Source organism: Sulfurimonas lacustris (genome assembly GCF_059705355.1).
The window spans coordinates 1,895,392-1,921,084 of sequence record NZ_AP046125.1 but is presented as its reverse complement, the minus strand read 5'-3'; the positions used below and the strand labels follow the sequence as shown (position 1 = coordinate 1,921,084).

30 protein-coding genes are annotated in these 25,693 nt (G+C 41.0%); 23 read left to right on the top strand and 7 right to left on the bottom strand.

Annotation, left to right across the window (positions count from 1 at the left end; all coding sequences use genetic code 11):
• Nucleotides 1–13: 13 nt before the first annotated feature.
• The 6 genes from AC6H4V_RS09985 to mltF are packed head-to-tail and all read left to right on the top strand — an operon-like array spanning nucleotide 14 to nucleotide 6,302.
• On the top strand, nucleotides 14–253 hold the full coding sequence (locus AC6H4V_RS09985; RefSeq protein WP_497606716.1) for a FeoA family protein: 240 nt from the start codon (nucleotides 14–16) through the stop codon (nucleotides 251–253).
• On the top strand, nucleotides 250–2,385 hold the full coding sequence (feoB, locus tag AC6H4V_RS09980) for a ferrous iron transport protein B (protein WP_497606715.1): 2,136 nt from the start codon (nucleotides 250–252) through the stop codon (nucleotides 2,383–2,385). Before AC6H4V_RS09985 ends, feoB begins: the two co-directional genes overlap by 4 nt.
• 17 nt (nucleotides 2,386–2,402) lie before the next feature.
• Entirely contained in the window at nucleotides 2,403–2,918 is a 516-nt protein-coding gene (locus AC6H4V_RS09975; protein ID WP_497606714.1) for a ferritin-like domain-containing protein, read from the top strand.
• Between the two features lie 8 nt (nucleotides 2,919–2,926).
• A complete protein-coding gene (locus AC6H4V_RS09970) occupies nucleotides 2,927–3,589 on the top strand; it encodes a response regulator transcription factor (RefSeq protein WP_428729902.1) in 663 nt (220 codons plus the stop codon).
• 7 nt (nucleotides 3,590–3,596) lie between these two features.
• Entirely contained in the window at nucleotides 3,597–4,871 is a 1,275-nt protein-coding gene (locus AC6H4V_RS09965) for an ArsS family sensor histidine kinase (protein WP_428729903.1), read from the top strand.
• Nucleotides 4,872–4,880: 9 nt separating this feature from the next.
• A complete protein-coding gene (gene mltF / locus AC6H4V_RS09960) occupies nucleotides 4,881–6,302 on the top strand; it encodes a membrane-bound lytic murein transglycosylase MltF (RefSeq protein ID WP_497606713.1) in 1,422 nt (473 codons plus the stop codon).
• 9 nt (nucleotides 6,303–6,311) lie between these two features.
• Here mltF and rsfS read toward each other — a convergent pair whose 3' ends face one another.
• Nucleotides 6,312–6,647, bottom strand: coding sequence for a ribosome silencing factor (rsfS, locus tag AC6H4V_RS09955; RefSeq protein WP_428729905.1), 336 nt, complete (start codon nucleotides 6,645–6,647; stop codon nucleotides 6,312–6,314).
• On the bottom strand, nucleotides 6,632–7,180 hold the full coding sequence (gene nadD / locus AC6H4V_RS09950; protein ID WP_497606712.1) for a nicotinate (nicotinamide) nucleotide adenylyltransferase: 549 nt from the start codon (nucleotides 7,178–7,180) through the stop codon (nucleotides 6,632–6,634). The genes rsfS and nadD overlap by 16 nt, the downstream gene beginning before the upstream one ends.
• 63 nt (nucleotides 7,181–7,243) lie before the next feature.
• Between nadD and gap the strand changes: the two genes are divergently transcribed.
• The 5 genes from gap (at nucleotide 7,244) to AC6H4V_RS09925 (ending at nucleotide 11,928) form a co-directional block, all read left to right on the top strand.
• Nucleotides 7,244–8,242, top strand: coding sequence for a type I glyceraldehyde-3-phosphate dehydrogenase (gene gap, locus AC6H4V_RS09945; RefSeq protein ID WP_497606711.1), 999 nt, complete (start codon nucleotides 7,244–7,246; stop codon nucleotides 8,240–8,242).
• Nucleotides 8,243–8,251: 9 nt separating this feature from the next.
• Nucleotides 8,252–9,451 carry a phosphoglycerate kinase gene (locus tag AC6H4V_RS09940; RefSeq protein WP_497606710.1) on the top strand — a complete coding sequence of 400 codons (1,200 nt, stop codon included), beginning with the start codon at nucleotides 8,252–8,254 and terminating at the stop codon, nucleotides 9,449–9,451.
• Between the two features lie 4 nt (nucleotides 9,452–9,455).
• A complete protein-coding gene (locus tag AC6H4V_RS09935; RefSeq protein ID WP_497606709.1) occupies nucleotides 9,456–10,163 on the top strand; it encodes a triose-phosphate isomerase in 708 nt (235 codons plus the stop codon).
• A gap of 142 nt (nucleotides 10,164–10,305) precedes the next feature.
• The gene (gene fabI, locus AC6H4V_RS09930; RefSeq protein WP_428729910.1) at nucleotides 10,306–11,121 is read left to right on the top strand and encodes an enoyl-ACP reductase FabI; all 816 of its coding nucleotides are present in this window, start codon (nucleotides 10,306–10,308) and stop codon (nucleotides 11,119–11,121) included.
• Between the two features lie 141 nt (nucleotides 11,122–11,262).
• Nucleotides 11,263–11,928 (top strand): TorF family putative porin, encoded by a 666-nt coding sequence (locus tag AC6H4V_RS09925; RefSeq protein ID WP_497606708.1) that lies wholly within the window; start codon nucleotides 11,263–11,265, stop codon nucleotides 11,926–11,928.
• A gap of 2 nt (nucleotides 11,929–11,930) precedes the next feature.
• On the opposite strand, the gene AC6H4V_RS09920 is transcribed toward AC6H4V_RS09925, so the two are convergent.
• A complete protein-coding gene (locus AC6H4V_RS09920; RefSeq protein WP_428729912.1) occupies nucleotides 11,931–12,410 on the bottom strand; it encodes a hypothetical protein in 480 nt (159 codons plus the stop codon).
• Between the two features lie 123 nt (nucleotides 12,411–12,533).
• On the opposite strand from AC6H4V_RS09920, the gene AC6H4V_RS09915 reads away from it, so the two are divergent.
• Nucleotides 12,534–13,886, top strand: coding sequence for an OprD family porin (locus AC6H4V_RS09915; RefSeq protein ID WP_428729913.1), 1,353 nt, complete (start codon nucleotides 12,534–12,536; stop codon nucleotides 13,884–13,886).
• A 74-nt stretch (nucleotides 13,887–13,960) separates the two neighbouring features.
• Nucleotides 13,961–14,920 carry an ABC transporter permease gene (locus AC6H4V_RS09910; RefSeq protein WP_497606707.1) on the top strand — a complete coding sequence of 320 codons (960 nt, stop codon included), beginning with the start codon at nucleotides 13,961–13,963 and terminating at the stop codon, nucleotides 14,918–14,920.
• 105 nt (nucleotides 14,921–15,025) lie between these two features.
• Here the strand turns inward: AC6H4V_RS09910 and nusA are convergent, their stop codons facing one another.
• Entirely contained in the window at nucleotides 15,026–16,168 is a 1,143-nt protein-coding gene (gene nusA / locus AC6H4V_RS09905; protein WP_497606706.1) for a transcription termination factor NusA, read from the bottom strand.
• 185 nt (nucleotides 16,169–16,353) lie between these two features.
• Between nusA and AC6H4V_RS09900 the strand changes: the two genes are divergently transcribed.
• Genes AC6H4V_RS09900 through AC6H4V_RS09865 form a run of 8 tightly spaced genes read left to right on the top strand, consistent with a single transcriptional unit; the run spans nucleotide 16,354 to nucleotide 21,885 of the window.
• Complete coding sequence (locus tag AC6H4V_RS09900) at nucleotides 16,354–16,599, top strand: HP0268 family nuclease (protein WP_428729916.1); 246 nt, start codon at nucleotides 16,354–16,356, stop codon at nucleotides 16,597–16,599.
• A 9-nt stretch (nucleotides 16,600–16,608) separates the two neighbouring features.
• On the top strand, nucleotides 16,609–17,910 hold the full coding sequence (gene miaB, locus AC6H4V_RS09895; RefSeq protein WP_497606705.1) for a tRNA (N6-isopentenyl adenosine(37)-C2)-methylthiotransferase MiaB: 1,302 nt from the start codon (nucleotides 16,609–16,611) through the stop codon (nucleotides 17,908–17,910).
• Nucleotides 17,903–18,526: a lysophospholipid acyltransferase family protein gene (locus tag AC6H4V_RS09890; RefSeq protein ID WP_497606704.1), complete on the top strand. Its 624-nt coding sequence runs from the start codon at nucleotides 17,903–17,905 to the stop codon at nucleotides 18,524–18,526. The genes miaB and AC6H4V_RS09890 overlap by 8 nt, the downstream gene beginning before the upstream one ends.
• A complete protein-coding gene (locus tag AC6H4V_RS09885; RefSeq protein ID WP_497606703.1) occupies nucleotides 18,516–18,974 on the top strand; it encodes a hypothetical protein in 459 nt (152 codons plus the stop codon). Before AC6H4V_RS09890 ends, AC6H4V_RS09885 begins: the two co-directional genes overlap by 11 nt.
• Nucleotides 18,952–19,791 carry a tyrosine-type recombinase/integrase gene (locus tag AC6H4V_RS09880; protein WP_497606702.1) on the top strand — a complete coding sequence of 280 codons (840 nt, stop codon included), beginning with the start codon at nucleotides 18,952–18,954 and terminating at the stop codon, nucleotides 19,789–19,791. The genes AC6H4V_RS09885 and AC6H4V_RS09880 overlap by 23 nt, the downstream gene beginning before the upstream one ends.
• Nucleotides 19,788–20,792: a DUF8341 domain-containing protein gene (locus AC6H4V_RS09875; RefSeq protein WP_497606701.1), complete on the top strand. Its 1,005-nt coding sequence runs from the start codon at nucleotides 19,788–19,790 to the stop codon at nucleotides 20,790–20,792. Before AC6H4V_RS09880 ends, AC6H4V_RS09875 begins: the two co-directional genes overlap by 4 nt.
• Nucleotides 20,793–21,356: a hypothetical protein gene (locus AC6H4V_RS09870; RefSeq protein ID WP_428729922.1), complete on the top strand. Its 564-nt coding sequence runs from the start codon at nucleotides 20,793–20,795 to the stop codon at nucleotides 21,354–21,356.
• The gene (locus AC6H4V_RS09865; RefSeq protein ID WP_428729923.1) at nucleotides 21,346–21,885 is read left to right on the top strand and encodes a hypothetical protein; all 540 of its coding nucleotides are present in this window, start codon (nucleotides 21,346–21,348) and stop codon (nucleotides 21,883–21,885) included. The genes AC6H4V_RS09870 and AC6H4V_RS09865 overlap by 11 nt, the downstream gene beginning before the upstream one ends.
• Here AC6H4V_RS09865 and tilS read toward each other — a convergent pair.
• From tilS to AC6H4V_RS09850, 3 genes are all read right to left on the bottom strand, one after another.
• The gene (tilS, locus tag AC6H4V_RS09860) at nucleotides 21,868–22,869 is read right to left on the bottom strand and encodes a tRNA lysidine(34) synthetase TilS (protein ID WP_497606700.1); all 1,002 of its coding nucleotides are present in this window, start codon (nucleotides 22,867–22,869) and stop codon (nucleotides 21,868–21,870) included. The two genes, AC6H4V_RS09865 and tilS, sit on opposite strands and share 18 nt — an antisense overlap.
• Nucleotides 22,862–24,175, bottom strand: coding sequence for a 30S ribosomal protein S12 methylthiotransferase RimO (gene rimO, locus AC6H4V_RS09855; protein WP_497606699.1), 1,314 nt, complete (start codon nucleotides 24,173–24,175; stop codon nucleotides 22,862–22,864). Before rimO ends, tilS begins: the two co-directional genes overlap by 8 nt.
• A 171-nt stretch (nucleotides 24,176–24,346) precedes the next feature.
• Nucleotides 24,347–24,610: an XRE family transcriptional regulator gene (locus AC6H4V_RS09850; protein WP_497606698.1), complete on the bottom strand. Its 264-nt coding sequence runs from the start codon at nucleotides 24,608–24,610 to the stop codon at nucleotides 24,347–24,349.
• Nucleotides 24,611–24,753: 143 nt separating this feature from the next.
• Here AC6H4V_RS09850 and AC6H4V_RS09845 point away from each other — a divergent pair, with 143 nt between their 5' ends.
• On the top strand, nucleotides 24,754–24,918 hold the full coding sequence (locus AC6H4V_RS09845) for a hypothetical protein (RefSeq protein WP_497606697.1): 165 nt from the start codon (nucleotides 24,754–24,756) through the stop codon (nucleotides 24,916–24,918).
• Nucleotides 24,915–25,676, top strand: a complete 762-nt coding sequence (locus tag AC6H4V_RS09840; protein WP_497606696.1) for a formylglycine-generating enzyme family protein — start codon at nucleotides 24,915–24,917, stop codon at nucleotides 25,674–25,676. Before AC6H4V_RS09845 ends, AC6H4V_RS09840 begins: the two co-directional genes overlap by 4 nt.
• Nucleotides 25,677–25,693 lie beyond the last annotated feature (17 nt).

Here is a 25,693-nt window from a genome sequence, read left to right as displayed (position 1 = left end):
AGAAAAGAGAAATATGCCAAAGAGTACTAAAAAATTGAGCGAGTGTAAAAAAGCTTGTGTCGTCAGAGTAGCAAAACTAAACGCCACAGCCGAGCTTAAAGCGCGCCTTATCTCCTTTGGTGTCATGAAAGATGCGGTTATAGAAGTTTTGGAGTATCCTCCCGCAAAAAGTACCATAGAGATAAAAGTGGGTAAAACAAGACTGGCTCTTAGAGCGCAAGAAGCCGAACTTATAGAGGTGCAAAAAGTATGAAAAGAGATGCAAAAAGTTGCCCTATAACGGCAAAACATATCAAAGCAGCCCTTGTCGGACAGCCAAATGTCGGCAAAAGCATGCTTATCAACTCCATCTCTAATGCTCACCTTCATGTTGGAAACTTCACAGGTGTTACAGTTGAGAAGAGTGAGGTTCTTTTTGACTATAGCGAGCATCACTTTACGGTTGTGGATTTGCCAGGGACGTATGCGCTAAGCGAGTACTCCATCGAAGAGAGAGTGACAACTGAGTTTCTTGTAACGCAACATTATGACCTTATCATCAATGTTGTAGATTCGACGAACTTGGAGAAAAACCTGCAGCTTACAACGGAGCTTATGAGCCTTGGCAAGAAGATGGTGATTGCGCTTAACATGAGCGATGAGGCGCAAAAAGAGGGCATCGAGATAGATAGTAAACAGATGTCGCTTATCCTTGGAGTGCCTTGTGTGAAGGTCTCTGCTGTTACAAAACTTGGCATAAAAGAGCTTATTGAGGCAGTGGTTGAAGAGTTTGAAGAGGAACATACACAAAACAAACTTCTCTTTAGCGAGGCGGTTGAAGAGGAGATAGTGCTTTTAGAAGAGAGTTTAAAAAAGCATAGATTTGAAGATGAAAATTCCTACAGAAACATCGCCATCAACCTGCTTAAAGGCGATAAAAAAACTTATGCAAAGCTGCATGATGACCCAGTATGGACGGAGCTGCAGCCTCTTTTAGTAGATGCGCTAAAGCATGTAGAGCTTCATCATGGAAGTGACGACATAAAAGAGGCGTTTGCTGAAGAGTACGCTTCTTTCAACAAAGGTGTTGTCGCTGAAGTGCTCCATTTTGCCAAAGATCCAAAAGAGCGAACACTTACCGACAAGATAGACTCCATCTTGATTCACAATATTTTTGGTATTCCTATTTTTCTTTTTTTCATGTGGTCGCTTTTTCAGCTCACTTTTGAGATAGGTTCTATCCCGATGGAGTGGATAGACGGCGTATTTTCATGGCTTGGCGAGAGCGTGGGTGCGACCATACCAAACGAGGATGTCCGCTCTTTAGTTGTGGATGGGGTTATCGCCGGAGTAGGGGCGGTTATGCTCTTTGTGCCAAATATTGCCATCCTCTTTTTAGGAATCGCACTTTTGGAGAGTACGGGCTATATGTCTAGAGTTGCCTTTTTGCTAGATGGTTTTTTCCACAAATTTGGTCTTCATGGACAGTCGTTCATTCCTCTTGTCACGGGATTTGGATGTTCTATCCCCGCTTATATGTCTGCACGTATCCTCAAAAATGACCGTGATAGACTTCTTACGCTCTTTATCATCGGATTTATGAGTTGTGGGGCGAGGCTTCCTGTTTATGTCCTTTTTGCAGGTGCTTTTTTCTCTGAGAGTATGGCAGGAAATGTTCTTTTTGCTATCTATATCATAGGTGCATCTTTTGGACTTGTTGCTGCAAAGGTGCTCAAACTTACCGCATTTAAGGGAGTGGATGAGCCTTTTGTTATGGAGATGCCAAAGTACAGGCTTCCATCACTCAAGCTTATCTGGCACACGGTGGTTACAAAAACGGTTATGTATCTAAAAAAAGCGGGAACATTTATTGCCGTTGCCTCGATGCTTATCTGGTTTTTTAGCAACTATCCGCATAACCTTGCGCTAGAAGAGAGTTACGCACAAAAAATCGAAAATGCTACAAGCGAGGATGAGAAGAAAACGCTCGCAAACTCCCTTGCTCAGGCAAATTTGGAGCAGAGTTATCTGGGGCAAATCGGAAAGTTTTCAGAGCCTCTTTTTGCACCGCTTGGATTTGACTGGAAGATGAGCGTTGCCTTGCAGACGGGACTTGCCGCAAAAGAGGTTGTGGTGTCAACACTTGGGGTATTGTACTCTTTGGGCGATGAGGTGGATGAAGAGAACAGCTCGCTCAAAGAGATAATCTCCAAAAATATCCCTTTTGCCTCTGCCGTAGCTTTCATCTTTGTCGTTATGACCTACTTGCCTTGTTTGGCGGCTTCTATCGTCTTTACAAAAGAGGCGGGACATATAAAGTACTTCTTCTATCTTCTGGCGTTTACTTCCATTGTTGCTTATACGTTAGCATTTATTGCTTACAATGTTGCTAGGCTATTTACTTAAATTTTTAGGAGTTCGTTATGGCAAAATTTGGAAATTCGATTATCAAAGGCTTAGAAGTAAGCGAAATTATCGCTGTACTTAACAGAGCATACGCAGATGAGTGGTTGGCACATTACCAGTATTTTATCGAGGCAAAAGTTGTCAAAGGTATCATGAAGGATGCTGCAATTGTGGAGCTTAACCAGCATGCGGCAGATGAGCTCAGACATGCGACGATGGTTGCAGATAGAATTATCCAGCTTGGCGGCACTCCGCTACTTAACCCAAAAGAGTGGTTTACCCATACAAGTTGTGGTTATGAAGAGCCAAAAGATTTTGATGTTGTAAGCATTTTGCAAGACTCCATCAAAGGGGAGCAGTGCGCTATCTCTGTCTATTCACAGCTAGTTGATATGACACGAGATAAAGATATCGTAACATATGATATCGTTTCGCAGATTTTAGCGGATGAGGTAGAGCATGAAGAGGATCTTCAATCGCTTTATGACGATATCACAGAGTTTGTAGCAGAGCTTAAAAAATCACTTGCATAGGTTTTGGAATGAAAAAAATATTGATGATTGAAGACGATTTGGAGCTTGCGGAGATTCTTACAGAGTATCTTGAGCAGTTCGAATTTAAGATTATTACAGAGGATGACCCATTTAAGGCGGTGAGCATCTTGAAGTTAGAACCGTTTGATCTTGTTATTTTGGATTTGACGCTTCCAGGGATGGACGGCTTAGAAGTTTGTGAAGCTATACGTGAGCGTCAGGATATCCCCATCATCATCTCCTCAGCTAGAAGCGATGTGACGGACAAAGTAAAAGCGCTTGAGCTTGGGGCAGATGACTATATCCCAAAACCCTACGATCCTCGAGAACTAGAGGCTCGCATACACTCTGTTCTTCGCCGCTATGAGGCAAAATCACAGCAAAAAGAGGAGTCTAAAAGCGACTTTAAATGTGACCTCTCTTCGATGATTATAACCTACAAAGGCAGAAATATCGACCTCACAAATGCAGAGTTTGGGATACTCTCCTACATGATTGCAAAGCAGGGGTTAGTCGTCTCACGAGAAGATTTGATTCATAATGTCAATGCCATAAATGAAGACTCTTCCAACAAAAGCATCGATGTTATGGTAGGGCGTATCCGCAACAAGCTTGGAGACAAAGCGCTTATCGAGTCTGTTCGAGGCGTGGGCTATAAGCTCTTAAAGTAGCTCTCATTTGCGCAAACATGCCGTCTTAATCACTGTTCTTTTTGCACTCACAGTTACGCTTGTGAGTGTAAGTGCTGTTTTTTGGAAATTTTTTCAACTCAACAAACAAAACTACATCAACAACATCTTTACCAAACACGCTATTATCACTCAGATTTATCAGCAGTATCAGCAAAAAGAGGACTCAGAGATTATGCTTGAGGCAAATCTTGCTGTTTACAATTTTGTCCTCATCAAGCAAAAAGCCGATGCGATGGTTATCCTAAAAAATGCACAAACGCTTAAGAAAAAAGATTTTCAAAATGTCAATGCTTCTCTTCTCTTCTCTGGAAATGGTTTTTACACACAACGCGTTGTAACCGATCTAACTGCAACGATGCTGGAATTCAACAAAAAGATTTATTTTCATATCAGTTCGCCAAATGCTTCTGTTATCATCCTTGATGAGGAGCTCAAACCTTACAAATACTGGAATGTCGTCTCCCCTTATCTTATTATCATCTCTATTATTTTAATCTCTTTTATCCTGATTTTACGTAGATTAAGACCGCTTATCAGGCTTAGAAAAAAGATAGCTCTTTATGGAAACGGCGATATGAATATCTCCTTTAAGACGAACGGGCAAGACGAGATAGCGCTTGTAGCAAATGAACTTGAAGCTACACGCCAAAAGATAAATATCATCCTTGAGTCACGTACCCTCTTTTTACGCAACATCATGCATGAACTCAAAACACCCATAGCAAAGGGAACTATCGCAACGCAGATGCTAGATTCTCAAAAGCAGCGTGACAGATTTAGCTCTATTTTTGGACGCCTAGAGTCGCTTGTCAATGAGTTTGCACTTATCGAAGAGGTAACAAGTCTTGGCGATAAAGCTGAGTTTAAAGAGTACCGCCTTATCGATATCATTGACGGTGCTATCGATATGGCGATGGTGGAGGATGAGAGTGTAAGTGTGACTGTTGACCCGACTAAAAAAATCAACGCAAACTACAGACTCTACACCACAGCGATAAAAAATATGATAGATAACGGTATCAAATACTCCACCGATGCGCATGTCAAGATTCTTATCAAAAATGGCGAACTTGTTTTTGAGAGCAAAGGGGCGTGTATTGCGCATCCTTTGCAGTACTACATAGAACCTTTTACAAAAGACAACCCTGCAAAAAACAGCTTTGGGCTTGGGCTTTATCTCGTGGATTCTATCTTAAAAGTGCATGCGCAGGTGCTTGCTCATGAGTATGAAGATGGAACAAATCGATTTATTTTTGCATAAGGCAACATTATGACTATAAAACAATATATAAGTAGAGAAACAACTCTTATTGCGATATGTTTCTTTCTTTTTGGTTGGATGGGGCATGCCCTATACGAAAATGGACATAAAATCATAAAACATTCAACGCTTAAAAAGATACAAAAAGAGGGTGTTTTAAATGTAGTGCTTCTCAACTCCCCCTCAACCTACTATATAGGCTCAGATGGACCAAAAGGTTTTGAGCATGACCTCTTAAACTCTTACGCAACGCATCTTGGTGTCAAACTCAACATTACAACCGCCAATACCGTAAAAGAGGCGTTGGAGTTGAGCAAAAACCCAGAGATACATGTTACCTCTGCTTCTTTGACAAAAACGCAGGAGAGAGAAAAAAATTTCAGTTTTGGACCCTCCTATTTTGAAGCGCAAGAGCAGCTAGTCTGTAACAAATCTTTACTTGGAAGTGGAAAATTTCCAAAAAATGCAGACAATTTATCGCATCTTAGCATCGTTGTCGGCGAAGATACAAGCTACAGCGAGACCATAGAGCAACTTAAGCAAGATGGCTTTGAGATGAACGCAACCTACTCACCGGAGTTTTCGACTGAAGAGCTTATCGCGCAGGTGGACACACACGAGATAGATTGTACCATCGTTGACTCTAACATCTACGCACTTAACCAGCGCTATTTCAAAAATATAGAGTTGGCGTTTGACGTAAGCAACAGAAGACAGCAGGCATGGATTTTGGCACCCGAATCAGATATGCTCAAGGCAGATATGTACGAGTGGTTTAACTCCTTCAACCAAAGCGGTGAAATGGCACGACTTAAAGACCATTACTACAGTTATGTTCTCTTTTTTGATTACTACGATACGGTTATGTTTCAAGAGCGCATCAAAACACGCCTCCCAAAATATGAAAGCTACTTTAAGGGGGCTTCAGGAGAGTATAACATTCCCTACTCAGTGCTAGTGGCACTCTCTTATCAAGAGTCTCACTGGAACCCAAATGCGGTCAGCTATACGGGTGTGCGAGGGCTGATGATGCTTACACAAAATACCGCGGATTTGCTTGGTGTAAAAGATAGAACAGACCCAAAAGAGAGTATATTTGGAGGGGCGAAACATCTGCATCAGATGCTTAAGAGCATCCCAATGGAAGTCTTAGGAGAAGACCGCCTTAAGTTTGCTCTTGCGGCTTACAACATAGGGCTTGGACATGTCTTTGATGCTCAAAAATTAGCACAACAGCTAGGACTAAACCAAAACAGTTGGACAGATTTGAAGGTTGTGTTACCGCTTCTCTCACAAAAGAAATACTACAAAACGCTTAAACATGGTTATGCACGTGGAAGTGAAGCTGTACGCTATGTGGACGCTGTCTATGACTATAGAGATATTTTACAAAAGCTCGACAGCGAGGCAATCGCCTCTGCTACGAATTAAGAAGAAAGATTAACGGTTCATCCCCTCTTTGCCATCGGCAAGAGCGCTTAAAAAACTCTCCATATCGTACTTTACACGATACTCCGGTGTCATGATATGGATGAGGATATCGCCTAAATCCACAACGATCCAGTCACTGCTCTCATCTACGGCATTGAACTTTTCTGAGGGTTTTAAATCTCTTTTGAGATGATCCAAAAGAGCGTATGTGTGTTTTGAACCTAAAGAGGATGCGATGATGGCATAGTCAACAAAGTAGTTTTTGTTTCTAAGGTCAAAAACCTCTATATTTTCTGCTTTGTTTTTATCCAAAACCTCTGTGATTCTTTCTATTCTGTTTTGCAATTGTTTTCCTTGTAAAAGTTATATATTTGCGTTGCGCATTTTTTTGGCAGTTTTGATATCTCCATCTTCTCTCTGAGTTGAGTTGAGGAGATATTTACAGCAACATGAAGAGTAAAAAACTCTTTTGGAATCTCGATATTTTCGCGTGAGACGACAACAAACGTGACAAGATTTTTGAGTTTGTCATAGCTCTTCCACAGATGCAGTTTTGCGAGATTATCCGCACCTAGGATAAGATAGATTTTTTTGTAACTCTCAAGCAGATGCTCCACCGTCTCTATCGTTGGAACTTGTCTCTTTTGTAAAACTTCAAAATCTGAGATGACAACATCTTCATCATCACAAAAAATCTCTTTAAGCCACTCCACTCTTAAGTGTGCAGGTGCATGAAAACTTGATTTGAAAGGATTTAAAAATGTTGGCATGATGATAATTTTGTCAATATCTTTAAACTTTTTTAAAGCCCTGACAACAGCCTCGTGTCCGATGTGAGGCGGGTCAAAAGAGCCGCCAAAAAGTGCAATCGTATCCATATTTAAAGCGAATTATAACTAATTTTAGGTAAAATTGCCCATCTTTTTAATTAGGAATAGAGTATGGCATTAAAGATAGCAATTAACGGATTTGGTAGAATCGGTCGCTGTGTCGCACGCATAGCTGCAACAAGAGATGATGTGGAAGTGGTGGCTATAAACGACACTGCAAGTATGGACATGATGCTCTATCTTCTCAAAAACGACTCTGTCCATGGAACATTTAACGCTGAAGTGGTGCAAGTTGATGCAGACCATATTGCGATAAATGGACAAAAAATCAGAGTATTTAGCGACCGTGACCCAAAAAACCTCAAATTTGCCGATTGTGGTGCTGATATGGTTTTAGAGTGTACAGGTGTCTTCTTAAGTCAAAATAATGCACAGATTCATATCGACAACGGTGTCAAAAAGGTTCTCTTCTCCGCTCCGGCAAAAGATGACACACCGACATTTGTTATCGGTGTCAATGAACATCTCTATGCAGGGCAGAACATCGTCTCAAATGCTTCATGTACGACAAACTGTCTAGGACCTATCGCAAAAGTGCTTGATGATGCTTTTGGAATCGAAAAAGGGCTTATGACAACTATCCACTCCTACACAAATGACCAAAATATCCTAGATGTGAAACACTCCAAAGATAAGCGCCGCGCACGTGCTGGAGCTATCAACATGATTCCAACAACAACAGGAGCGGCAAAAGCCATCGGTTTGGTACTTCCTCAACTCAAAGGCAAACTTCACGGACAGAGCGTGCGTGTTCCGACACCTAACGTCTCCATGGTTGACTTAAACGTTATTGTGAAGAGAAAAGTAACAAAAGAGGAAGTAACAGCGGCATTTAACACTGCAGCGCAAACAACACTCAAGGGCATTATCTTGATGGATAAGGAGATGCGTGTTTCTCAGGACTTCGTGGGGTGTGCATATAGCTCTATCGTTGCAGAGGATTTAACACAAGTTATCGATGGCGATATGGTAAAAATCATGGCATGGTACGACAACGAGTGGGGTTACTCGACAAGACTTCTCGACATGGCACTTCATATCAGCAAATAGGACAGAGATTTGGAACTTTTAAATATCAAAAATTTAGATTTAGCGGGCGAAACAGTTTTTATCAGATGTGATTTTAACGTACCTATGGATGAGTTTGGCAATATCTCTGACGATCGCCGCATCCGTTCGGCGATTTCAACGATTCACTACTGCTTAGATCAAAACTGTGCAGTCATTTTAGCATCACACCTTGGTCGCCCTGAGGGACAGGTTGTTGCAAAGTACTCACTCGCTCCCGTAGCAAAGAGAATCCAACAGCTTCTTAAGCGTGAGGTTATTCTTGCAGATGATGTCGTGGGAGAAGATGCTCTTGCAAAAGCGGCAGCACTTAAAGAGGGTGAGATTTTGATGCTTGAGAATCTCCGCTATGAAGCAGGCGAGACAAAAAACAACGAGGAACTTTCCAAAAAACTCGCTTCAATGGCTGCGTTTTACATCAATGATGCTTTTGGCGTGAGTCATCGTGCGCACGCTTCTGTAGAGGGTATCACACGCTATTTTGACAACGAACACAAAGCAGCGGGCTTCTTGCTTCAAAAAGAGATAGAGTTTTTAGGCAAAATCATCCAAAATCCGGTTCGTCCTTTTGCCGCAATAGTCGGCGGAAGCAAAGTTTCAGGAAAACTTGAAGCGCTTATCAACCTTCTTCCAAAAGTGGATAAGATACTTATCGGCGGGGGAATGGCATTTACATTCTTAAAGCACCTCGGTTACGACATCGGGGCTTCTCTTGTTGAGGATGATTTGCTTGATGAAGCGGGACGCATCTTGGAAGAGGCAAAGAGACTTAACGTGAAGTTCTACCTTCCTATTGATGTTGTGGCAGCTGAGAAGTTTTCTGAAGATACGCTAAGCAAGATAGTTCCATCACAAGAGATACCATCAGGCTGGATGGGGCTAGATATCGGACCTGCAACAGTAAGACTTTACAGAGAAGTTTTAAATGATGTCCAAACAATCCTCTGGAACGGACCGATGGGCGTTTATGAGATGGAGAAGTTCGCAAGAGGCTCTAACAAGATAGCGCACTTTGTGGCAGATAGCTATGCAACGACAGTTGTTGGCGGCGGCGATACAGCGGACTTGGTGCAAAGAATCGGCGTGGATGAAGAGATGACTTTTATCTCAACAGGCGGCGGTGCTTCACTGGAGCTTTTAGAAGGCAAGATTTTACCAGGTGTGGCTTCTTTGATGGTTCAAGAGAAGTAAGCTGATGATAATAGCAGCAAACCTCAAAACAAATCTTACAAGAGAAAAAACGCTTCACTATCTGCAAGAAGTGGAGCATTTTTTAGAGCAAAACAGTATCTCACAAGAGGTTTTAGTCTTTCCTGCCATCTCAAACTTAAATGCGCACGATGGGCAGCTTATCGTTGGAACGCAAAACGCTTACCCAGCGTTCAATGGGGCTTTTACAGGCGAGATAGGGTATGAGCAACTTGAAGAGTTTGGCATCAAAACGATTCTCATTGGTCATAGCGAGAGAAGGCATATGCTGGGTGAGACACAAGAATCTCTTGTTGCAAAGTTTGACTTTTACAAAAATCTTGGGTTTAAAATCGTTTACTGTGTCGGAGAGCCTCTAGGCGTGAGAGAGTCTGGGCATGAGAAGATGATGGCATACATCGCCGCTCAGTACGAGGGCATCGACACCTCGTATGAAAATCTCATTATTGCCTATGAGCCAGTTTGGGCGATAGGAACGGGGCTGACACCAACGCTTGAAGAGATTGATGCCATCCATAAAGAGTTAAAAGCCAAATCTCCCGCTCCGCTTCTTTATGGCGGAAGCGTAAAAGTAACCAACGCAAAAGAGGTTATGGCACTTGAAAATGTCGATGGGATTTTGGTAGGAAGTGCTGCACTTTATGCCCAGCACTTTTGTACAATGTGTACATACGCACAAGAGTTAGATAAATAAGATTTTATTTTGGAAGTGAGGCTTTAGCCTTGCATAGAGATGCTAGAAAAATCGCACTGCAAGTTCAAGCTTTGGCGGGGCTAAAGCCCCACTTCCAGTCAATAGTGTAAAGTTTGTTAATAATAAAAAAGGAGAAGTAGAAATGGTAATGAAGGGTAAAAAAGGTTTAATAGTAGGTTTGGCAAATGATAAATCAATCGCTTACGGTATCGCAAAAGCGTGTCATGAACAGGGTGCAGAGCTGGCGTTTACGTACTTAAATGATGCACTCAAAAAAAGAGTAGAGCCACTTGCGGCATCTTTTGGAAGCGACAAAGTATATGAACTTGATGTTTCAAATGAAGAGCATATGGCAAATATCGCTTCTCTTGTTGCAAAAGATTTTGGCAAGATTGACTTTTTGGTACATTCAGTAGCGTTTGCTCCAAAAGAGGCACTTAGCGAGCCGTTTATGAAAACAACAAAACAGGCGTTTGCCATCGCTATGGATATCTCTGTTTACTCGCTTATCGATTTGACGAACCGTCTTGAGAGTGTTCTTGCGGATGACGCTTCTATTCTAACGCTCTCTTACCTTGGCGGACCAAAATATATCGTAAACTATAATGTTATGGGTGTTGCAAAAGCTGCACTTGAATCAACAGTACGCTACATGGCGGTTGAGCTTGGAAACAAAGGACAGCGTGTTAACGCTATCTCTGCAGGACCGATTCGTACTCTTGCGGCGGCGGGCATCGGCGACTTTAAACAGATACTTAACTGGAATGAGATCAACGCACCGCTAAAGAAAAACGTGACAACAGAGCAGGTGGGCAACTCTGCTATGTACTTGCTTAGCGATTTGGCTTCAGGCGTAACTGGCGAAGTTCACTATGTCGATGCTGGATACAATATCATGGGAATGGCTGCCGCTGAGGAGAGAGACGGTAAAACTGTTCTCTCTTGGGATGTGAAGTAAAACACAACCGCAACTTATATTTGGCTTCTCTAGTGAGAAGTCAAATTTTCCTCTACTTACTGCTTAATTTTTAATCCATTTTTTTAAACATCAACTTCATTCATGTGCAATAATATCGCAATTACAAAAAAAGGATAGAACATGAAACTTCTAAAATTAAGTCTAGTAACTGCTTTGCTTGCAACTTTAGCGTTTGGAGATGAGCAAAAATCGGGTCTCAATATGAGTGCAAATGCGGCATTTACAAGCAACTATGTCTGGAGAGGTATGACGCAGACAAAAGATTCACCTGCCATTCAAGGTGGAGTTGATTTGGACTACAAAGGCATCTATGCTGGTGTTTGGGGCTCAAACGTAGAGTTTGGAGATGGCAAAAACTCTATGGAAACGGATTTGTACGGAGGATATAAGGGTGAAGTTGCGGGAATCGGTTATGATTTGGGCTACATTCAGTATGTCTATCCAAATATGTCAGATGAGTACAACTTTGGTGAAGCGTATGTCGGCATAAGTAAAGAGTGGGAAAAATTTGGCGTTAATGCGAAATACTACAAAGGCGTAGAGACTGATGAGCTTGACCCAGAGGATTACTATGAAGTTGGCGTTACCTCTTCCATCCTGCCTTATGAGGTTGGTTTCAAAGTAACTTACGGCAGCTATAAGGACATAGGCGACTACTACTTAGTAGGTCTTAGCAAATCGTTTGAGAAGTTTGATGTAAGCGTGGCATACATCGACTTTAGCCACGATACAGATTCAAGCGCAGACGAAGAGAATGTCGTCGCTACACTTAGCTTTAAGTTTTAGCCTTATCTTGTCGCTGTGCCAATTACCGGCATAGCGTTCATTTTACCAACATGTGAGTTTTGGGCATCAGAACTCGTTACGTTGTTGTAGCGCTCCATCTTATCTATATACTCTTGAAGTGTAAAAGGTCTCTCCTCGTCTTGGTATTTTGCTTGGAGCTCCTGTTGCCTTTTTGTCTCCTCTTTATCCATTTTTTTCAAAAGTGCCCCCGTTTTTACATCTATAAGTTCAGAAGTACCATTCTCCTTTGGGACAATTTTTACTGAAGTTTCGCCACTTGGCGGTGTTGTTCCTTCTACTATAGGCGACCACTCCTCTTTGAGCCACTTATCTAGTTTTTGTTGCATAAAGCCACTATTGTCACTCTCTTTTTTTCCTGAAATAGCATTTAATGCTCTGTTTTGAGATGGATTTACACCATCCACTTTCGCGCACGAAACAAGCAGCAAAGCCGCAGATAATGTCATTATTAGTGTTTTCATGACACAATTATACACAATTATTTTGTTAACTTATAGGAAAAATAAAAAACAATCCATAATTTAATATTAAATTAATCTTCTATATGACATTATGTTGACAACATTAAGTTTAGGAGAATGAAAATGAGAGTTACAAAATTAAGTTTAATAGCAGCGTTATTGATTGGCTCAAGCGCATTTGCGATTGAAAATACAAAAGTTTCTGGAGATGCAAGACTCTACTACGGAACGCAAGATTCAGATGCACCAAATGCACCGAATCTCTTTACAAAAGAGTCTGCATATACTAACTTTTCAGCACGTCTTGATTTGACAACTGATTTGACAAAAGGTGTTTCTGCAGGTGTCGGTACGCAGGTTGTAACAACACTTGGTGTTGAGCATAACTTGGTCGATAAAGTTTGGTCGAATGCACATACAGTGGATGGCTCGACTGGAGCTAGTTTTGCAGGTGGTGCTCAAGTAGATAGTGCAATGTGGTTTGATGAAGTTTGGTTAGCAGGAAGTGCGTTTGACACTACACTTAAAATCGGTCGTCAAGCTCTTGATACACCTTTGGCATTTACAGAGAAGTGGGGTGTTGATAAAAACACTTTTGAAGCGGGAGTTTTGATTAACCAAAGCATTCCAAGCACTACTTTGGTTGCTACTTTTATAGGGAAATCAAACGGTTCTTCTGATGATAGAACAAGTGCTCGTGAGGGCGGTGTTGGCAACTTGAATGACCTTGGCGCAACAGCGGCAGGCTATGTTGCGGCAGATGGAACATTCTCAACTTTTGGTACTCAGGGAACATACGCTTTTGGAGTTGTAAACAACTCATTTAAGCCGCTGACTGTTCAAGCATGGTACTATGATATGGTTGACTTTGCACAAGCATATTGGCTTCAAGCTGATGCAAAATGCTCTAAAATTGAGGGCTTAAGTGTTGGTGTGCAGTATGCAAATACTGACCTAGACAAAAGAGCAGATGTTGGCAATTTGCAAACAAATTTGGGTGTTATTAGCGGTGTTGTAGGTGCAGATACAAAAGATACAACTGCGTGGGCAGCAATGGTTGGATACAAGATGAAAGATGTTGCTACATTTAAAGCAGCATACTCTGATGTTGATGATGAGGGTACTTTGGGTGTGGCAAATACTGCAACAGGAGACATCGCAACTAGAGGTGGACAGTCAAAACTCTACACTGAGATGTGGTGGAACTATGGCTATGTTTCTGCTGTAGGAGCCCAGTCTTACGCACTCTCTGCTGAGACAAAACTTGCAAGTGTAGATTTCCTTTTAGGTTACTATAATGCAGATATTTCAAAAGAGTCACTTTTGTTTGATAAAGAAGAGCTTACAGAAGTTGCACTTGTTGCTTCAAAAACATTTGGACCTCTCGCTACATCTTTAGCACTTATCCATGGCGATAGAGAAGTAGCGGATGTCAAAACAACAGACGTTCAAATCTATCTAACGTACAACTTTTAAATTTTTCTTCCTGTTTTTTTCTCTCAAAGAGGCTGAGATTTCTCACTCAGCCTCTTATTTGGTATAATTCCTCCATGAAACAGTTCCTTAAAAAAATATTTTATATCCTCTTTATGCTTTTTCTTATCTCCATCATCTCTTTTTTGGCGATTCATGCCGCACCAAACAGCTTTTTTGCAGCAGGTGAGCTTAACCCAAACATGACAGAGGAGGCGATAGCAACTCTTAAAGCTGTTTATGGGCTTGATAAACCGCTTTTAGAGCAATATACCGACTGGGTTGTCAATATCATGACGCTTAACTTTGGCATCTCTTTTGTTTCAGGACAAGATGTCAGTGCTGAGATACTCAAGCGTCTGCCTGTTACGCTTGTGATGAACATCACTTCCCTTGTAGCCGTTTTTGTACTCTCACTCTATTTGGGCATCAAAGCGGCACTTAACTTTGAGAAAAAGAGTGACTATATCATCCGCCAGATTTCGCTTCTCTCTTTTTCTATGCCCTCATTTTATCTCGCACTTCTTTTTATCATCTTTTTCGCACTCCTGCTTGGGCTTTTTCCTATCTCCGGTCTGCACTCCATAGAGCCAAAAGAGGGGTTTGCCTACTACCTCGACATGGCGTGGCATCTTGTTTTACCCATAGGCGTTATGGTGTTTGTAGGGCTTGGAAGCATGGTTATTTACATCCGCTCTCTCACACTAGAGATACTCAAAAGTGACTATTACTATTTTGCGCTCTCACGTGGTTTGACAAAAAAAGAGCTTTTGCGCTACTACATTTTTCCAAATCTTTTATCCCCGATAGTTACTCTTTTAGGATTGTCTCTACCGGGGCTTATAGGTGGAAGCGTGATTTTGGAGTCGATTTTTGGGATTGAGGGGATGGGACAGCTCTTTTATATGAGTGCCATGAGCCGTGATTACCCCATCATCATGGGCACACTCATGATAACGGCATTTTTAACACTTTTGGGTAACATGATAGCGGATCTAATTCTCTTAAAATTAAATCCGTATATGACAAGAGGATAGTGTAATCTCGAAAAACAAGTTTTTCGTAGCTTTAGGGGGTTGCAAGGGACATAAGCAGCTGCCACTAAAACGGACGAGTTCGTTTTAGTGCGTAACATAAAGTAATTAGTTAAACAACGCCTTAAGTGCGTCCACACCCTCTTTTTGCTCTCTTTGCTCTTGCATTTCACCTTTTTGTGGGGCTTTGGCATCAGTTTCTACTAGTTCGATATTGAGTCCACTAAGCATAGATGCAAGGCGGATGTTGATACCGTTTTTACCGATAGCTTTTGATTTTTGATCTGAGGGAAGCGTGATAATCGCTTTTTGTGCTTCGCCATTCTCATCTCTTACTATTTCCACGGCTGAGATGATAGCAGGGCTCATGATTCTTGAGAGGAAAAGCTCTGGAATCGTTGTATATTCTATACAGTCTATGTTTTCGCCGATAAGCTCTTGGCTTACAGCGTTGATGCGCACGCCTTTGACACCGACCGTTGCCCCGACTGCATCAACTTGCGTGTGCGTACTAAAGAGTGCTATTTTAGCTCTCTCGCCAGGGATACGTGCACTTTTTTCTATGATAACCGTTCCATCTGAAATCTCAGGAACTTCAAGTGCCAAAAGCTCTTCCAAAAACTTCGGAGAGGTGCGTGAGAGCTCTATCTGGATACCGTTTTCTTTGTTCATATCGACACGGCGTACAACCGCTTTGAGGTGGTCGCCCACTTTGAAAATCTCGCCTTTGATACGGTTTTTCATCGGAAGTACTGCACGGATTTCATCGATTTCGATGTACGTTGCATTTTGGTGATCTACGCGTGTTACTCTGCCTGTGACAAGTGTTCCGATTTTAGATTTGTATTTGTTGAAAACTTCATCTTCCACAAGTCTTTGGATATGGTACTCTATCTCGCGGTGAAGATGTGAAGCTCCTGTTCTGCCATACTCTTCGAGCTCATGAGGGATTTGAAGTTGGTCATCAAGTTCTACTTGGTCATCGTACTCACGTGCATCTTTGATAGAGATATACGCAGGGGCAATCTCTGGGTCTTGAAGTCTCTCATCGTTATCTGCCACAACTGTAATCGTTTGAATAATATCAATAGTTTTTGTTTGGTTGTTAATAACTGCTTCAAAAGCAAATTTTGGGTTGATAACTCTCTTTGCAGTTTGAACAAATGCGCCTTTGAGTGCTTCTGTTACTTTTTCAGGCTTTAGCCCTTTTTCATTGGCGATAGCGTCAACGATATCTAAAATTTTTTCCATAATTATCCTTATCTTGGTGGTATCATAAAAAAACAGTGTATAAAAAAAGTGGGAATTTTTTATGAAGAGTGACATTATAGCAAAGTTGCATAAAAATAGCATTAATATCGGTTAATGGGATTTTTAGTAGAGTTCAACTATAATGCAAAAAAAATATAGGGCACCCCTAAAGTTGAGGATTAATTATGGATTTAAAATTTGCAAGAACTGAACTTACTGCAAAACCGAAAAAAGCGGAATTAGCAAAGATTGAGGCTGCTGTTGAAAAAGAAGAGAGCGTTATCTTCTATTTTGACAGAGAAAATTCACATAAAGATTTGCTTGAGCTTCAAGACCATTTTGAGGCAAAAGGAAAAAGTTTTTATATGACAGAAGTAAGATACGGACTCTCAGATAATGAGTACATGTATCAAGTTCATATCATCAACTAAGAAGCAGAAGTGCCAAAAAAACTATTTTTAGAGACGCTTGGTTGTGCTATGAACTCACGTGACAGTGAGCATATCATCGCAGAACTCCATGAAAAAGAGGGGTACGAGACAACGGACGACATCACTACGGCTGATTTGATTCTCATTAACACCTGTTCCGTACGGGAAAAACCTGTAGCAAAACTCTTCTCAGAACTCGGTGTTTTTAACAAAAAGAGAAAAGAGGGTGCGAAGATAGGTGTGTGCGGATGCACGGCTTCGCATCTTGGTGAAGAGATTATCAAACGTGCTCCTTATGTGAGTTTTGTTTTAGGTGCGAGAAATGTCTCTAAAATTACAGAGGTTTTACACAAAGACAAAGCGGTCGAGATAGATATAAACTACGATGAGAGCGAATTTGCTTTTAATGACTTTCGTACATCTCCCTATAAAGCCTACATCAATGTCTCCATCGGATGCGACAAAGCATGTACCTACTGCATCGTTCCAAAAACACGCGGAGAAGAGATTTCTATCCCCATAGAGCTTATTTTGCGTGAAGCAGAAAAAACAGTTGCACGTGGCGCGAAAGAGGTTTTTCTTTTAGGGCAAAATGTCAACAACTACGGTCGCCGTTTTTCAGGGGAACATGAGAAGGTAAACTTTACGGAGCTACTGAGAAGATTAAGTGCTATTGAGGGGTTAGAGAGGATTCGTTTTACCTCCCCCCACCCTTTTCATATGGATGATGAGTTTATTGAGGAGTTTGCAAAAAACCCAAAAATCTGTAAATCAATGCATATGCCGCTTCAAAGCGGTTCGACTAAAGTGCTTCGCGATATGAAGCGCGGTTATACAAAAGAGTGGTTTTTAAATAGAGTGGAGAAGCTAAGAGCTCTTTGCCCTGAAGTAAGTGTTTCTACTGATATCATCGTTGCATTCCCAGGTGAGAGCGATGAGGATTTTGAAGATACGCTAGATGTTATGCGACGTGTCGAATTTGACCAAATCTTCTCATTTAAGTACTCTCCTCGTCCTGAAACTGAGGCGGAGCATTTTACCAATGTAGTCGATGAAGATATCGCTTCTATGAGACTTACCACACTGCAAAATCTTGCAACCGACATTTTGGATGAGAAGAACAAGACACATCTTGGAAAAGTGTATCGTGTTTACTTTGAAGATTTAAATCAAGACTACTTTGTAAGTGGAAGAAGCGACAACAACCTTCTTATCAAAGTTAAAGGCTCTGATGAGCTTTTAGGTGCGTTTCGTGATGTCAAGATAACAGAGATAGGACGAACGATTTTAACTGGGGAAATTGTTGGCTAAGAGATTTTTTCGAGCATTGGCGCTTCTGGTTGTTCCTTTTTTAGCCTCTTTGCTCATCAGATTTATCTACGCTACAAACAAAAAAAACTTTTACGCACCTCTTAGCATCCCAGAAGAACCAACTATCTTTGCTTGTTGGCATGGGGAGCTTTTGATGCTTCCATACCTCTACTCCAGATACAGAAAAACTCCGCACGCTAAAGTACTTATCTCAAGCCATTTTGATGGGATGTTGATTTCTAAAACTATTACCTATTTTGGACTTGGAACCATTGCGGGTTCGACCAACAGAAATGCAACAAGAGTTTTGATGCAGGGTATTAGGGCTATCAAAGACGGCTACGACATAGGAATCACGCCAGATGGTCCAAAAGGTCCCAGATATGAAGTAGCAGATGGTATAATAGCCATGGCGCAAAAAGCGGAAGCTAAAATTGTTCTAGTGAGGATGACACCGACAAAGTTTTGGCAGCTGAGTAGTTGGGACAGATTTACCATACCAAAGCCTTTTGGCACGCTAAACTACTATGCCTCGTCACCTCTTGATGTGCGTGGGTTGGATATGCAGAGTGCAAAAAAGATAATTCAAGAGGGGTTAAAAAAACATGAAGAGTAGGGTGTTTGTCTTTGTTGTCGCTGCATCTTTGCTCTTTATCATGGCTCTTTACTTTCTCATTAACCCATCTTACGAAAAATCCCTTCGTGCAAAGTACTACTATGAAACAGGTGGGTACGCAGAGGCATACAACCTTGCAAAAGAGGCTTTTGATATCGATGTTTACAACCGTATGGCGGCAACTGTTATGGCACAATCGCAAACATCGCTCAAGTATAAAAACTACATAGACGATGCAAAAAAGTATATGAAGGGCATAGATGCAATCGCAAAACATAAGCAGATATCAGATGCCGATAAAGCAAAGATAAAAATGATGTGCAACATTATGTTAGGTTCGTATATCAAGCTAGCACCAAGCGTCATTACTGATGAGGAGCTGGTGCAAGAAGCCGCGGCGTATCATGCAAAATTTGAGAAGCTCCTTGAAAAAGTTACTCAAAACTAAGCAAAAAGAGTTTCTCTCCTATCTCGAAGAGAGAAGAGGTTACTCTGACCTTACTATCAAAAGCTATGATGAGTCTTTAAATGAAGCACTTTTGTACATAGAGGCTTTAGAAGAAAAAGAGCATATTCTCCTCAACCTTATGCCTTACCGTATCAAAATCGCTTCACTCAACCCCAAAACAATCAGTAAAAAACTCAGTGCCGTGCGCTCCTTTGCAACGTATCTAAACGACAATGGGATGCGGGTGGTTTTAAAGGCAGATGAGAGCATTAAAATCGCAAAAACATTGCCAAAACCCATCGCACATGAGTACATCGTAGAGGCACTTGCAGGTGGGGAACTTGAGGAGAGAGTGGTTGTAACTCTGCTCTACACACTGGGTTTGCGCATCTCTGAGCTTGCCTCTTTGGAACTTCAAGCCATCTCGCATGATTGGGTACGTGTCATAGGCAAAGGAAACAAGCAAAGAGATGTACCGCTCCTTGAGGGTTCTAAGAAATTACTTGATGCGTATTTGAGCAAATATAAGAGAAATCGATTTGTTTTTGAAAAAAATGGCGAAAAATTAAGCGAAAACAGTCTAAGATATATGGTTATAAAAGTCTTTAGAAGAGTAGGGCTTAAGGTCTCTCCACATCAACTCCGTCACTCTTTTGCATCGCAATTGCTCAACGCTCATGCGCCGATTGCTGATGTGAGTGAGTTGCTTGGGCACTCGTCTATGGCTACAACGCAAATATACACAAAGCTGGGCAGTGCATTGAAACAACAAAACTACACTATGGCACATCCACTTTGCGGGATTAAAGAGTCATGATAAGCAAACTTTTCGCCTCTTTATACACAAGAGTGTTTGTCAATATTGTAGTAGAGGGTACACAGAGTCTTGTTTACGTGGAAGTTTGCTCAAGCAAAAAAGTAGAACGCAGTATGCATAAGTACTTTGCTACAACTACTATAAATACGCAGATGCATGAGTTTATTAGCGCCCTCTACAAAGAGACCCCCTTTTGCTACATCTCTGTTTTAGACAAATCATTCTCTCAAGGTGCTATTCCCACATGCATCACAAGTGAGATGGGAAAGTATTGTGATATCAACGCCTCAGAGTATAGATGCTACTCTACAAGTTGGGCGTTTTATACATCAGAGTATGACATAGAGGCGATAAAGCATGACTATCGAAGCATCGGTGTTGATTTTATCTTCTCCCCCTTTACGCTTTTGGCAAATTTTTTCAAAGACAAGATTGAGAGTACGCTTAGCATCTTTGTCTTAGTGCAGAGTAATGCACTCTCTTTTAGCGTTTTTGATCACGGAGAGCTTCTTTATGGGGAACATCTTAGCATGCAGCATGAGAGAGAAGGTGATACCTTGTTGATTGACTCCTCTATGGATGAGGATTTGGACGCTGGCATGATGGATGGGATTGATTTGGAAGATATTGCCATAGAGGATGACTCTTCCGGATTTGAGGATTTTGGAACCATTGAAGATTTGGATTCGGGCGATAGTATCGATGAGTTCTCTGAAACAGTAGTGCTCAATGAAGTGGTGCAAGAAAAAGAGGAGCAAAGTTCCTCTGGAGGCTTTAATGAGGACTATCAGCGCTTTGTCTTGCTACAAGGGGCGCTCAATACTTTTTATAAAGACCCAAAATACAAAAGCCAGTTTGTGGAAAATATCTACATTGCCGATAGTATCGGGGTGAGTTCGGATTTGAAAAATTACTTAGAAGAAGAGATTTTTTTGACTGTTTTTATCAGAAAGATAGACCTTGGTGCCTCACTTTGTGATATGGCAAAAGCAGAGGCATAGATGCGCTACAGCTATATAAAACCAAGAAATAAAACTGTTTTTACAAAAGATTTGCAGCTCCTGCTTACCTTTTTTGGCGTGACACTTTTTATGCTTTTTGCAACCTATGGTTTTTTACTTTTTAAAGATGCACGCTATGTGCAGGATTTGGTGGAGATAAACCAACAAAAAGAGGAGTTACGAGTAAAAATCACAAAGATGAGCGAGCAGATAGCGGCAATAGAGAAGCAAAATCTTTTAGCGGAGAAGATTTTTACAAAAAACAGTGTACTCAAAGAGAGCATTACCAACCTTTTTGACTTAGTGCCAAGCAGGATAACGCTCTCAGAGGCGAAGATTATGCAAGATGGGCTTGTGCTCTATGGCATTACGCCAAACAAGGATGTCTATAACTTTATGCTTCAAGCACCGCTTCGCTCTATTTTTCACAGGACATACAGTAGTTTTTACCCAGAGAAAAATGGGTGGCTGCGCTTTGTGTCAACCAACTATATAGACCAAACAGACGAGACAGCAGAGATGCAGACAAAAGAGCCAAGAGAGGAGGTAGAGCGTGAAGATTAACATTTCAAGACAGAGCATCTATCTTTTGGCATCCTCCCTCTTTTTGCTTGTTTTTGTTTTAGTTTTTTCGTTTGCTGTTTTGATTCCAGAGGGCAAAAAGTACCGCATTAAAAAGGGTGAACTCGCCAATGAAAACGTCGAGCTTAAACAGCTTAGTGATTTTGCCGCGCAAAAAGAGGTGATTTTACAAAAAATCCAAAGCGAAAATCTTCACACCATCAAAGCTTTTGAGACGGAGTTTAATCCTGAACGCTTTACTAAACAACATAAAGCTTTTTTTACCTCTTTGCATGTTTTTAAAAAAGAGGGTATCGAAGATGAAGATGGTTTTAGCGTCTATGAGGTCAACGCAAGCTCCGAGATAAGCTCTCCAAAGAGTTTTTACAACTTCTTAGACGCGCTAGGCAAAAGTGACTGGATTATCGCCGTGAACTTTCCTATCAACTTTAAGCGAGAGGACGAGATGATTCACTCCTCTTTTACCATGAAAGTCTATAACAACAAAAGCGATTCAAACAGTAGCAAGTAGCTCTTTGACTTTAAAAAAAGCGTCACTGTTTTTGTAGAGATAGGGGCGCAATTTTGGCTCTATCTTTAAAACTCTGCAAGCATCTTTAAACTTCTCATCCATCTTAGAAACCTCTTGTTCATAAGGTGCTATAAAGATATACTCCTCGCCCAAAGCAACCACAAACTTTCTACCTACTACAAGAACACTCTTGTTTTTTAAAAGTTCTCTCTCTTTGGCACTAAGCATATAAAGCTGTGATTTGAGGTATTTGTCGATGGTAAAAATCTCTGCTCTTGCATTGTGTGAGCGTTTAAAATAGGCAAAATCACCCATGCTATGCACAACAATCTCTTCTATAAGAGTTGCTCTATCCTCATCAAGATACTCAAAACTCCTCTTTATACCGCCAAGATACTTCTCTAAAAGAGGAAGCGAGTAGTTGTGCCGAAAAGAGTTTCTTTTTATATCCTCATCCAAGTTGCTCTCATCTTCAAAATAGACTTTTTTGTTCGCCTCAAGATAGACAAGAAGCTCTTTTTTGTCAAGATGCAGTAGTGGGCGTACAAGAGTGTAAAAGCCTCTCTTTTGCTCCTTTCGCATCCCCACAAGCTCCGCACATCCCGCACCTTTGCAAAACTGCATAAGCATCCACTCAAGTCTATCTCCGAGATGGTGTGCGGTAAGGAGGTTATCATACCCCTCTTTTTTGATAATTTTTTCAAAAAAAGCGTAGCGAATCTCTCTTGCTTTTGCTTCAAAATTTTTCTCTATTTTTGGTGCGGTGTGCAGATGACACTTAAGGTTATGTGTTTTGGCAAGTGTCTTTGCATAGGAAACCTCCTCTTTGCTCTGCTCACGCACGCCATAGTCAACGATAGCGATATCAAAAGGGATGTGGTGTTCTAAAAGGATAAAAAACAGAGCAGTAGAATCCGCCCCGCCTGAAAATGCGAGGAGATTTTTTTTATCCCGAAGTTTTACAAGTAGAGATTCTTCAACCATTCTCTACAGTTGCAGTCAAGATAGAGCCGACACTGCCTGTGATTTTTGCTCTATAAGCTTTGCCAAACTCTAGCTCCGCCTCATTCGTTTGGTCGTTTACATAAATCTCGCCATCTATCTCAGGCGCCCAAAGAAGCTCTCTTGCACTCAGCAGATACTCATGCTCATCACTCTGCCCATCAATGACGATTTGTACCTCTTTGCCGATTTCGCCTTGAAGCGACTTCTCCATAACCTCAGAGGCGATTTTGCCCAGAACCGCCGCTCTTTTGTTGATAACTTTTGCAGGGATTTTCTCGCTCATCTCATGCGCCGTTGTCGTCTCTTCATCGGAGTATGCAAAAACATTGATGCGGTCAAATCCGAAATTAGCCGCAAACTCGCACATCTCCTCAAACATCTCTTCACTCTCTTGCGGATGCCCGACGATAAAGCTTGTGCGCACAAACGAGTTTGGAAGTCCCCTCATAAACTCTAAAAGTTCAAGCGTCTCTTTTGTACCAAAACCTCTCTTCATGATGCGTAACATGTCGTTGTTGATGTGCTGGATGGGCATATCAAAGTAGTTGTGAAAAATCTCGCTTTTTGCTATGTTTTTAAGAAGCGTGAGCGTTGTTGTGGACGGGTAAAGATACAAAATCCTAGCACTCTTCACACCCTCGATAAGCTCTATGCGCTGCATAAGCAGACTAAGCCCGTCTTTGACATTTTGGTCTCGCAAAAACGAAGAGCTGTCTTGAGATACAAATGAAAAATCCCAATACCCCTTTGCGACAAGCCCCTCAACCTCTTTGGCGATGGACTCCAAACTTCTTGATTTGAGCTTCCCTTTAAAAGATGGGATGGCGCAAAAACTACACGCTTGGTTACACCCCTCCGAGAGTTTGATGTAAGCGTGGTAAGTAGAACCGGTAACCACTCTCTCTGCCCCATCGATAAGGTAAACTTCCTCAGAAAATCTGCTCTTTTTCTCCACCAAAAGTTCATCTATCTTGTCATAATCGCCAACACCTGTAAAGATATCAACTTCAGGCATATCTTTAGCTAACTCCTCTTTGTATCGCTCGCTTAAGCATCCTGCCATTACTAAAACAGAGTCCTCTTTTCTTGCGTCATGAAGGTTAAGAACTGTATTTATCGACTCTTGTTTTGCTGCATCTATAAAACCGCAGGTATTAACAATAATGACGTCCGCATCACCCTGCTCATCGGTTAGTTCAAAATTTTTAAGTTTGCCCATCATGACTTCGGTGTCGACTAGATTTTTTGTGCATCCAAGAGATACGATATGAAGTTTATTGCCCATTTATTTCCATTCTTGATAAACTTTTTATAATCATACGAAGTGAAGTTTGGGCAACGGAAGGGTCAAATCTTGTTATGCAAGATTTGGGGTAGCCACCGTGAAGCCTTAATGAACGAGTATGAGTTATAAAATATATTTTTCGTATTATAGCCAAAAGCTCAAATGTTTCTTTTATGGTTTTTTAAAAAACTCTGATATATCTTCATTTAATACAAAAGATATTTTAAGTAGATGTTCTAAGTTGAAGTGTTGTTTTTTATAATAAATCTCAGCTCCAGATACAAGCGAAGTCGATGTATGATTTAGCATCTCAGATAATCTCAACTGTGTAAGTTTATATTTTTTACGAAGTCTAGCAACATTACTACCTATAAGCCTATAAAATTCTTCTAGCTGCTCATCTGTAAAGTTTTCAATATCGTTAAATTCACTCAATAATTTATCCTCTATTATTACAGAGTGAAGTTTAGTTGAATGAAAAAAATTGCTCAATCTGTAATAACAGACTAAGATTTAAGAAAAAATAAACATTTTAAAAAGTACAATCTGCTATTACAGAGCAAAAGGAGATTAAAATAGTGTTTGATTATTATGGAAAAGTTGTACTAAATATTTTTTCTGGGTTAATAGGTGGTGTGGCTGCGAATTTTTTTATGAATGATAAACAAGATTACTTAATGATGATATTAGTAGTTTCAGTCAGTGCATTGGGAATAGTATTATTAAAAGGAAAAATTAAATGAAAAAAATTATTCTCTCAACTTTCGTCGCTTCTAGTTTTTTATTTGCTGGTGATTTTACAAACTCTATAGGTATGGTATTCAAAGAGATTCCTGCGGGGAGTTTTCTGATGGGCACAAAAGTCCCAAGTTGTCCCAAAGATGACTTATCTACTGAAGAAAATGAATACAAAGATTGTATGGAGATTGGCAAATCTGAAACTCCACAACACAAAGTATTTGTTGATGGTTTTTATATGCAAGAGAGCGAAGTAACTCAAGGGCAGTGGTATGAGATAATGGGAGACAACCCTTCAAATTTTAAAACAGGCAACGCAGATATGCCAGTAGAACGAGTAGGCTGGGATGATGCCAAAGAGTTTATTTCTAGGCTCAACCAAAAAGAAGGAGGCAATAAATATCGCCTTCCTACAGAAGAAGAGTGGGAGTATGCAGCACGAGCAGGAACTACTACCAAATGGTACTGTGGAGATAATGAAAGCTGTGTAAGTTCCATAGCAGTTACTGGACCTTCTCCTAAACCAGTAAAAAGCAAAAAACCAAATGCTTGGGGTCTCTACGATATGAGTGGCAATGTATGGGAGTGGACAGATAGCTGTTGGACGGCTGACTATAATTCCGCAAAAGAGTGCAATTATAAAGTCTTCCGTGGCGGGGGCTGGAATGCCAATATTCCCAGCACCAGTTCGGCGAGACGGGGCTACCTCGGTCCTCTTTTCCGTACTCTATTCCAAGGTTTTCGACTCATCAGGGTGAAATAACTAAACCTAAATTTAAC

What these genes read in the sequence shown, in the direction of transcription:
- AC6H4V_RS09985 (WP_497606716.1), top strand. Translation starts at nt 14, where the DNA reads ATGCCAAAGAGTACTAAAAAATTGAGCGAGTGTAAAAAAGCTTGTGTC.
- feoB (WP_497606715.1), top strand. Translation starts at nt 250, where the DNA reads ATGAAAAGAGATGCAAAAAGTTGCCCTATAACGGCAAAACATATCAAA.
- AC6H4V_RS09975 (WP_497606714.1), top strand. Translation starts at nt 2,403, where the DNA reads ATGGCAAAATTTGGAAATTCGATTATCAAAGGCTTAGAAGTAAGCGAA.
- AC6H4V_RS09970 (WP_428729902.1), top strand. Translation starts at nt 2,927, where the DNA reads ATGAAAAAAATATTGATGATTGAAGACGATTTGGAGCTTGCGGAGATT.
- mltF (WP_497606713.1), top strand. Translation starts at nt 4,881, where the DNA reads ATGACTATAAAACAATATATAAGTAGAGAAACAACTCTTATTGCGATA.
- nadD (WP_497606712.1), bottom strand. Translation starts at nt 7,180, where the DNA reads ATGGATACGATTGCACTTTTTGGCGGCTCTTTTGACCCGCCTCACATC.
- gap (WP_497606711.1), top strand. Translation starts at nt 7,244, where the DNA reads ATGGCATTAAAGATAGCAATTAACGGATTTGGTAGAATCGGTCGCTGT.
- AC6H4V_RS09935 (WP_497606709.1), top strand. Translation starts at nt 9,456, where the DNA reads ATGATAATAGCAGCAAACCTCAAAACAAATCTTACAAGAGAAAAAACG.
- fabI (WP_428729910.1), top strand. Translation starts at nt 10,306, where the DNA reads ATGGTAATGAAGGGTAAAAAAGGTTTAATAGTAGGTTTGGCAAATGAT.
- AC6H4V_RS09925 (WP_497606708.1), top strand. Translation starts at nt 11,263, where the DNA reads ATGAAACTTCTAAAATTAAGTCTAGTAACTGCTTTGCTTGCAACTTTA.
- AC6H4V_RS09920 (WP_428729912.1), bottom strand. Translation starts at nt 12,410, where the DNA reads ATGAAAACACTAATAATGACATTATCTGCGGCTTTGCTGCTTGTTTCG.
- AC6H4V_RS09915 (WP_428729913.1), top strand. Translation starts at nt 12,534, where the DNA reads ATGAGAGTTACAAAATTAAGTTTAATAGCAGCGTTATTGATTGGCTCA.
- AC6H4V_RS09910 (WP_497606707.1), top strand. Translation starts at nt 13,961, where the DNA reads ATGAAACAGTTCCTTAAAAAAATATTTTATATCCTCTTTATGCTTTTT.
- nusA (WP_497606706.1), bottom strand. Translation starts at nt 16,168, where the DNA reads ATGGAAAAAATTTTAGATATCGTTGACGCTATCGCCAATGAAAAAGGG.
- AC6H4V_RS09900 (WP_428729916.1), top strand. Translation starts at nt 16,354, where the DNA reads ATGGATTTAAAATTTGCAAGAACTGAACTTACTGCAAAACCGAAAAAA.
- AC6H4V_RS09885 (WP_497606703.1), top strand. Translation starts at nt 18,516, where the DNA reads ATGAAGAGTAGGGTGTTTGTCTTTGTTGTCGCTGCATCTTTGCTCTTT.
- AC6H4V_RS09875 (WP_497606701.1), top strand. Translation starts at nt 19,788, where the DNA reads ATGATAAGCAAACTTTTCGCCTCTTTATACACAAGAGTGTTTGTCAAT.
- AC6H4V_RS09870 (WP_428729922.1), top strand. Translation starts at nt 20,793, where the DNA reads ATGCGCTACAGCTATATAAAACCAAGAAATAAAACTGTTTTTACAAAA.
- tilS (WP_497606700.1), bottom strand. Translation starts at nt 22,869, where the DNA reads ATGGTTGAAGAATCTCTACTTGTAAAACTTCGGGATAAAAAAAATCTC.
- rimO (WP_497606699.1), bottom strand. Translation starts at nt 24,175, where the DNA reads ATGGGCAATAAACTTCATATCGTATCTCTTGGATGCACAAAAAATCTA.
- AC6H4V_RS09840 (WP_497606696.1), top strand. Translation starts at nt 24,915, where the DNA reads ATGAAAAAAATTATTCTCTCAACTTTCGTCGCTTCTAGTTTTTTATTT.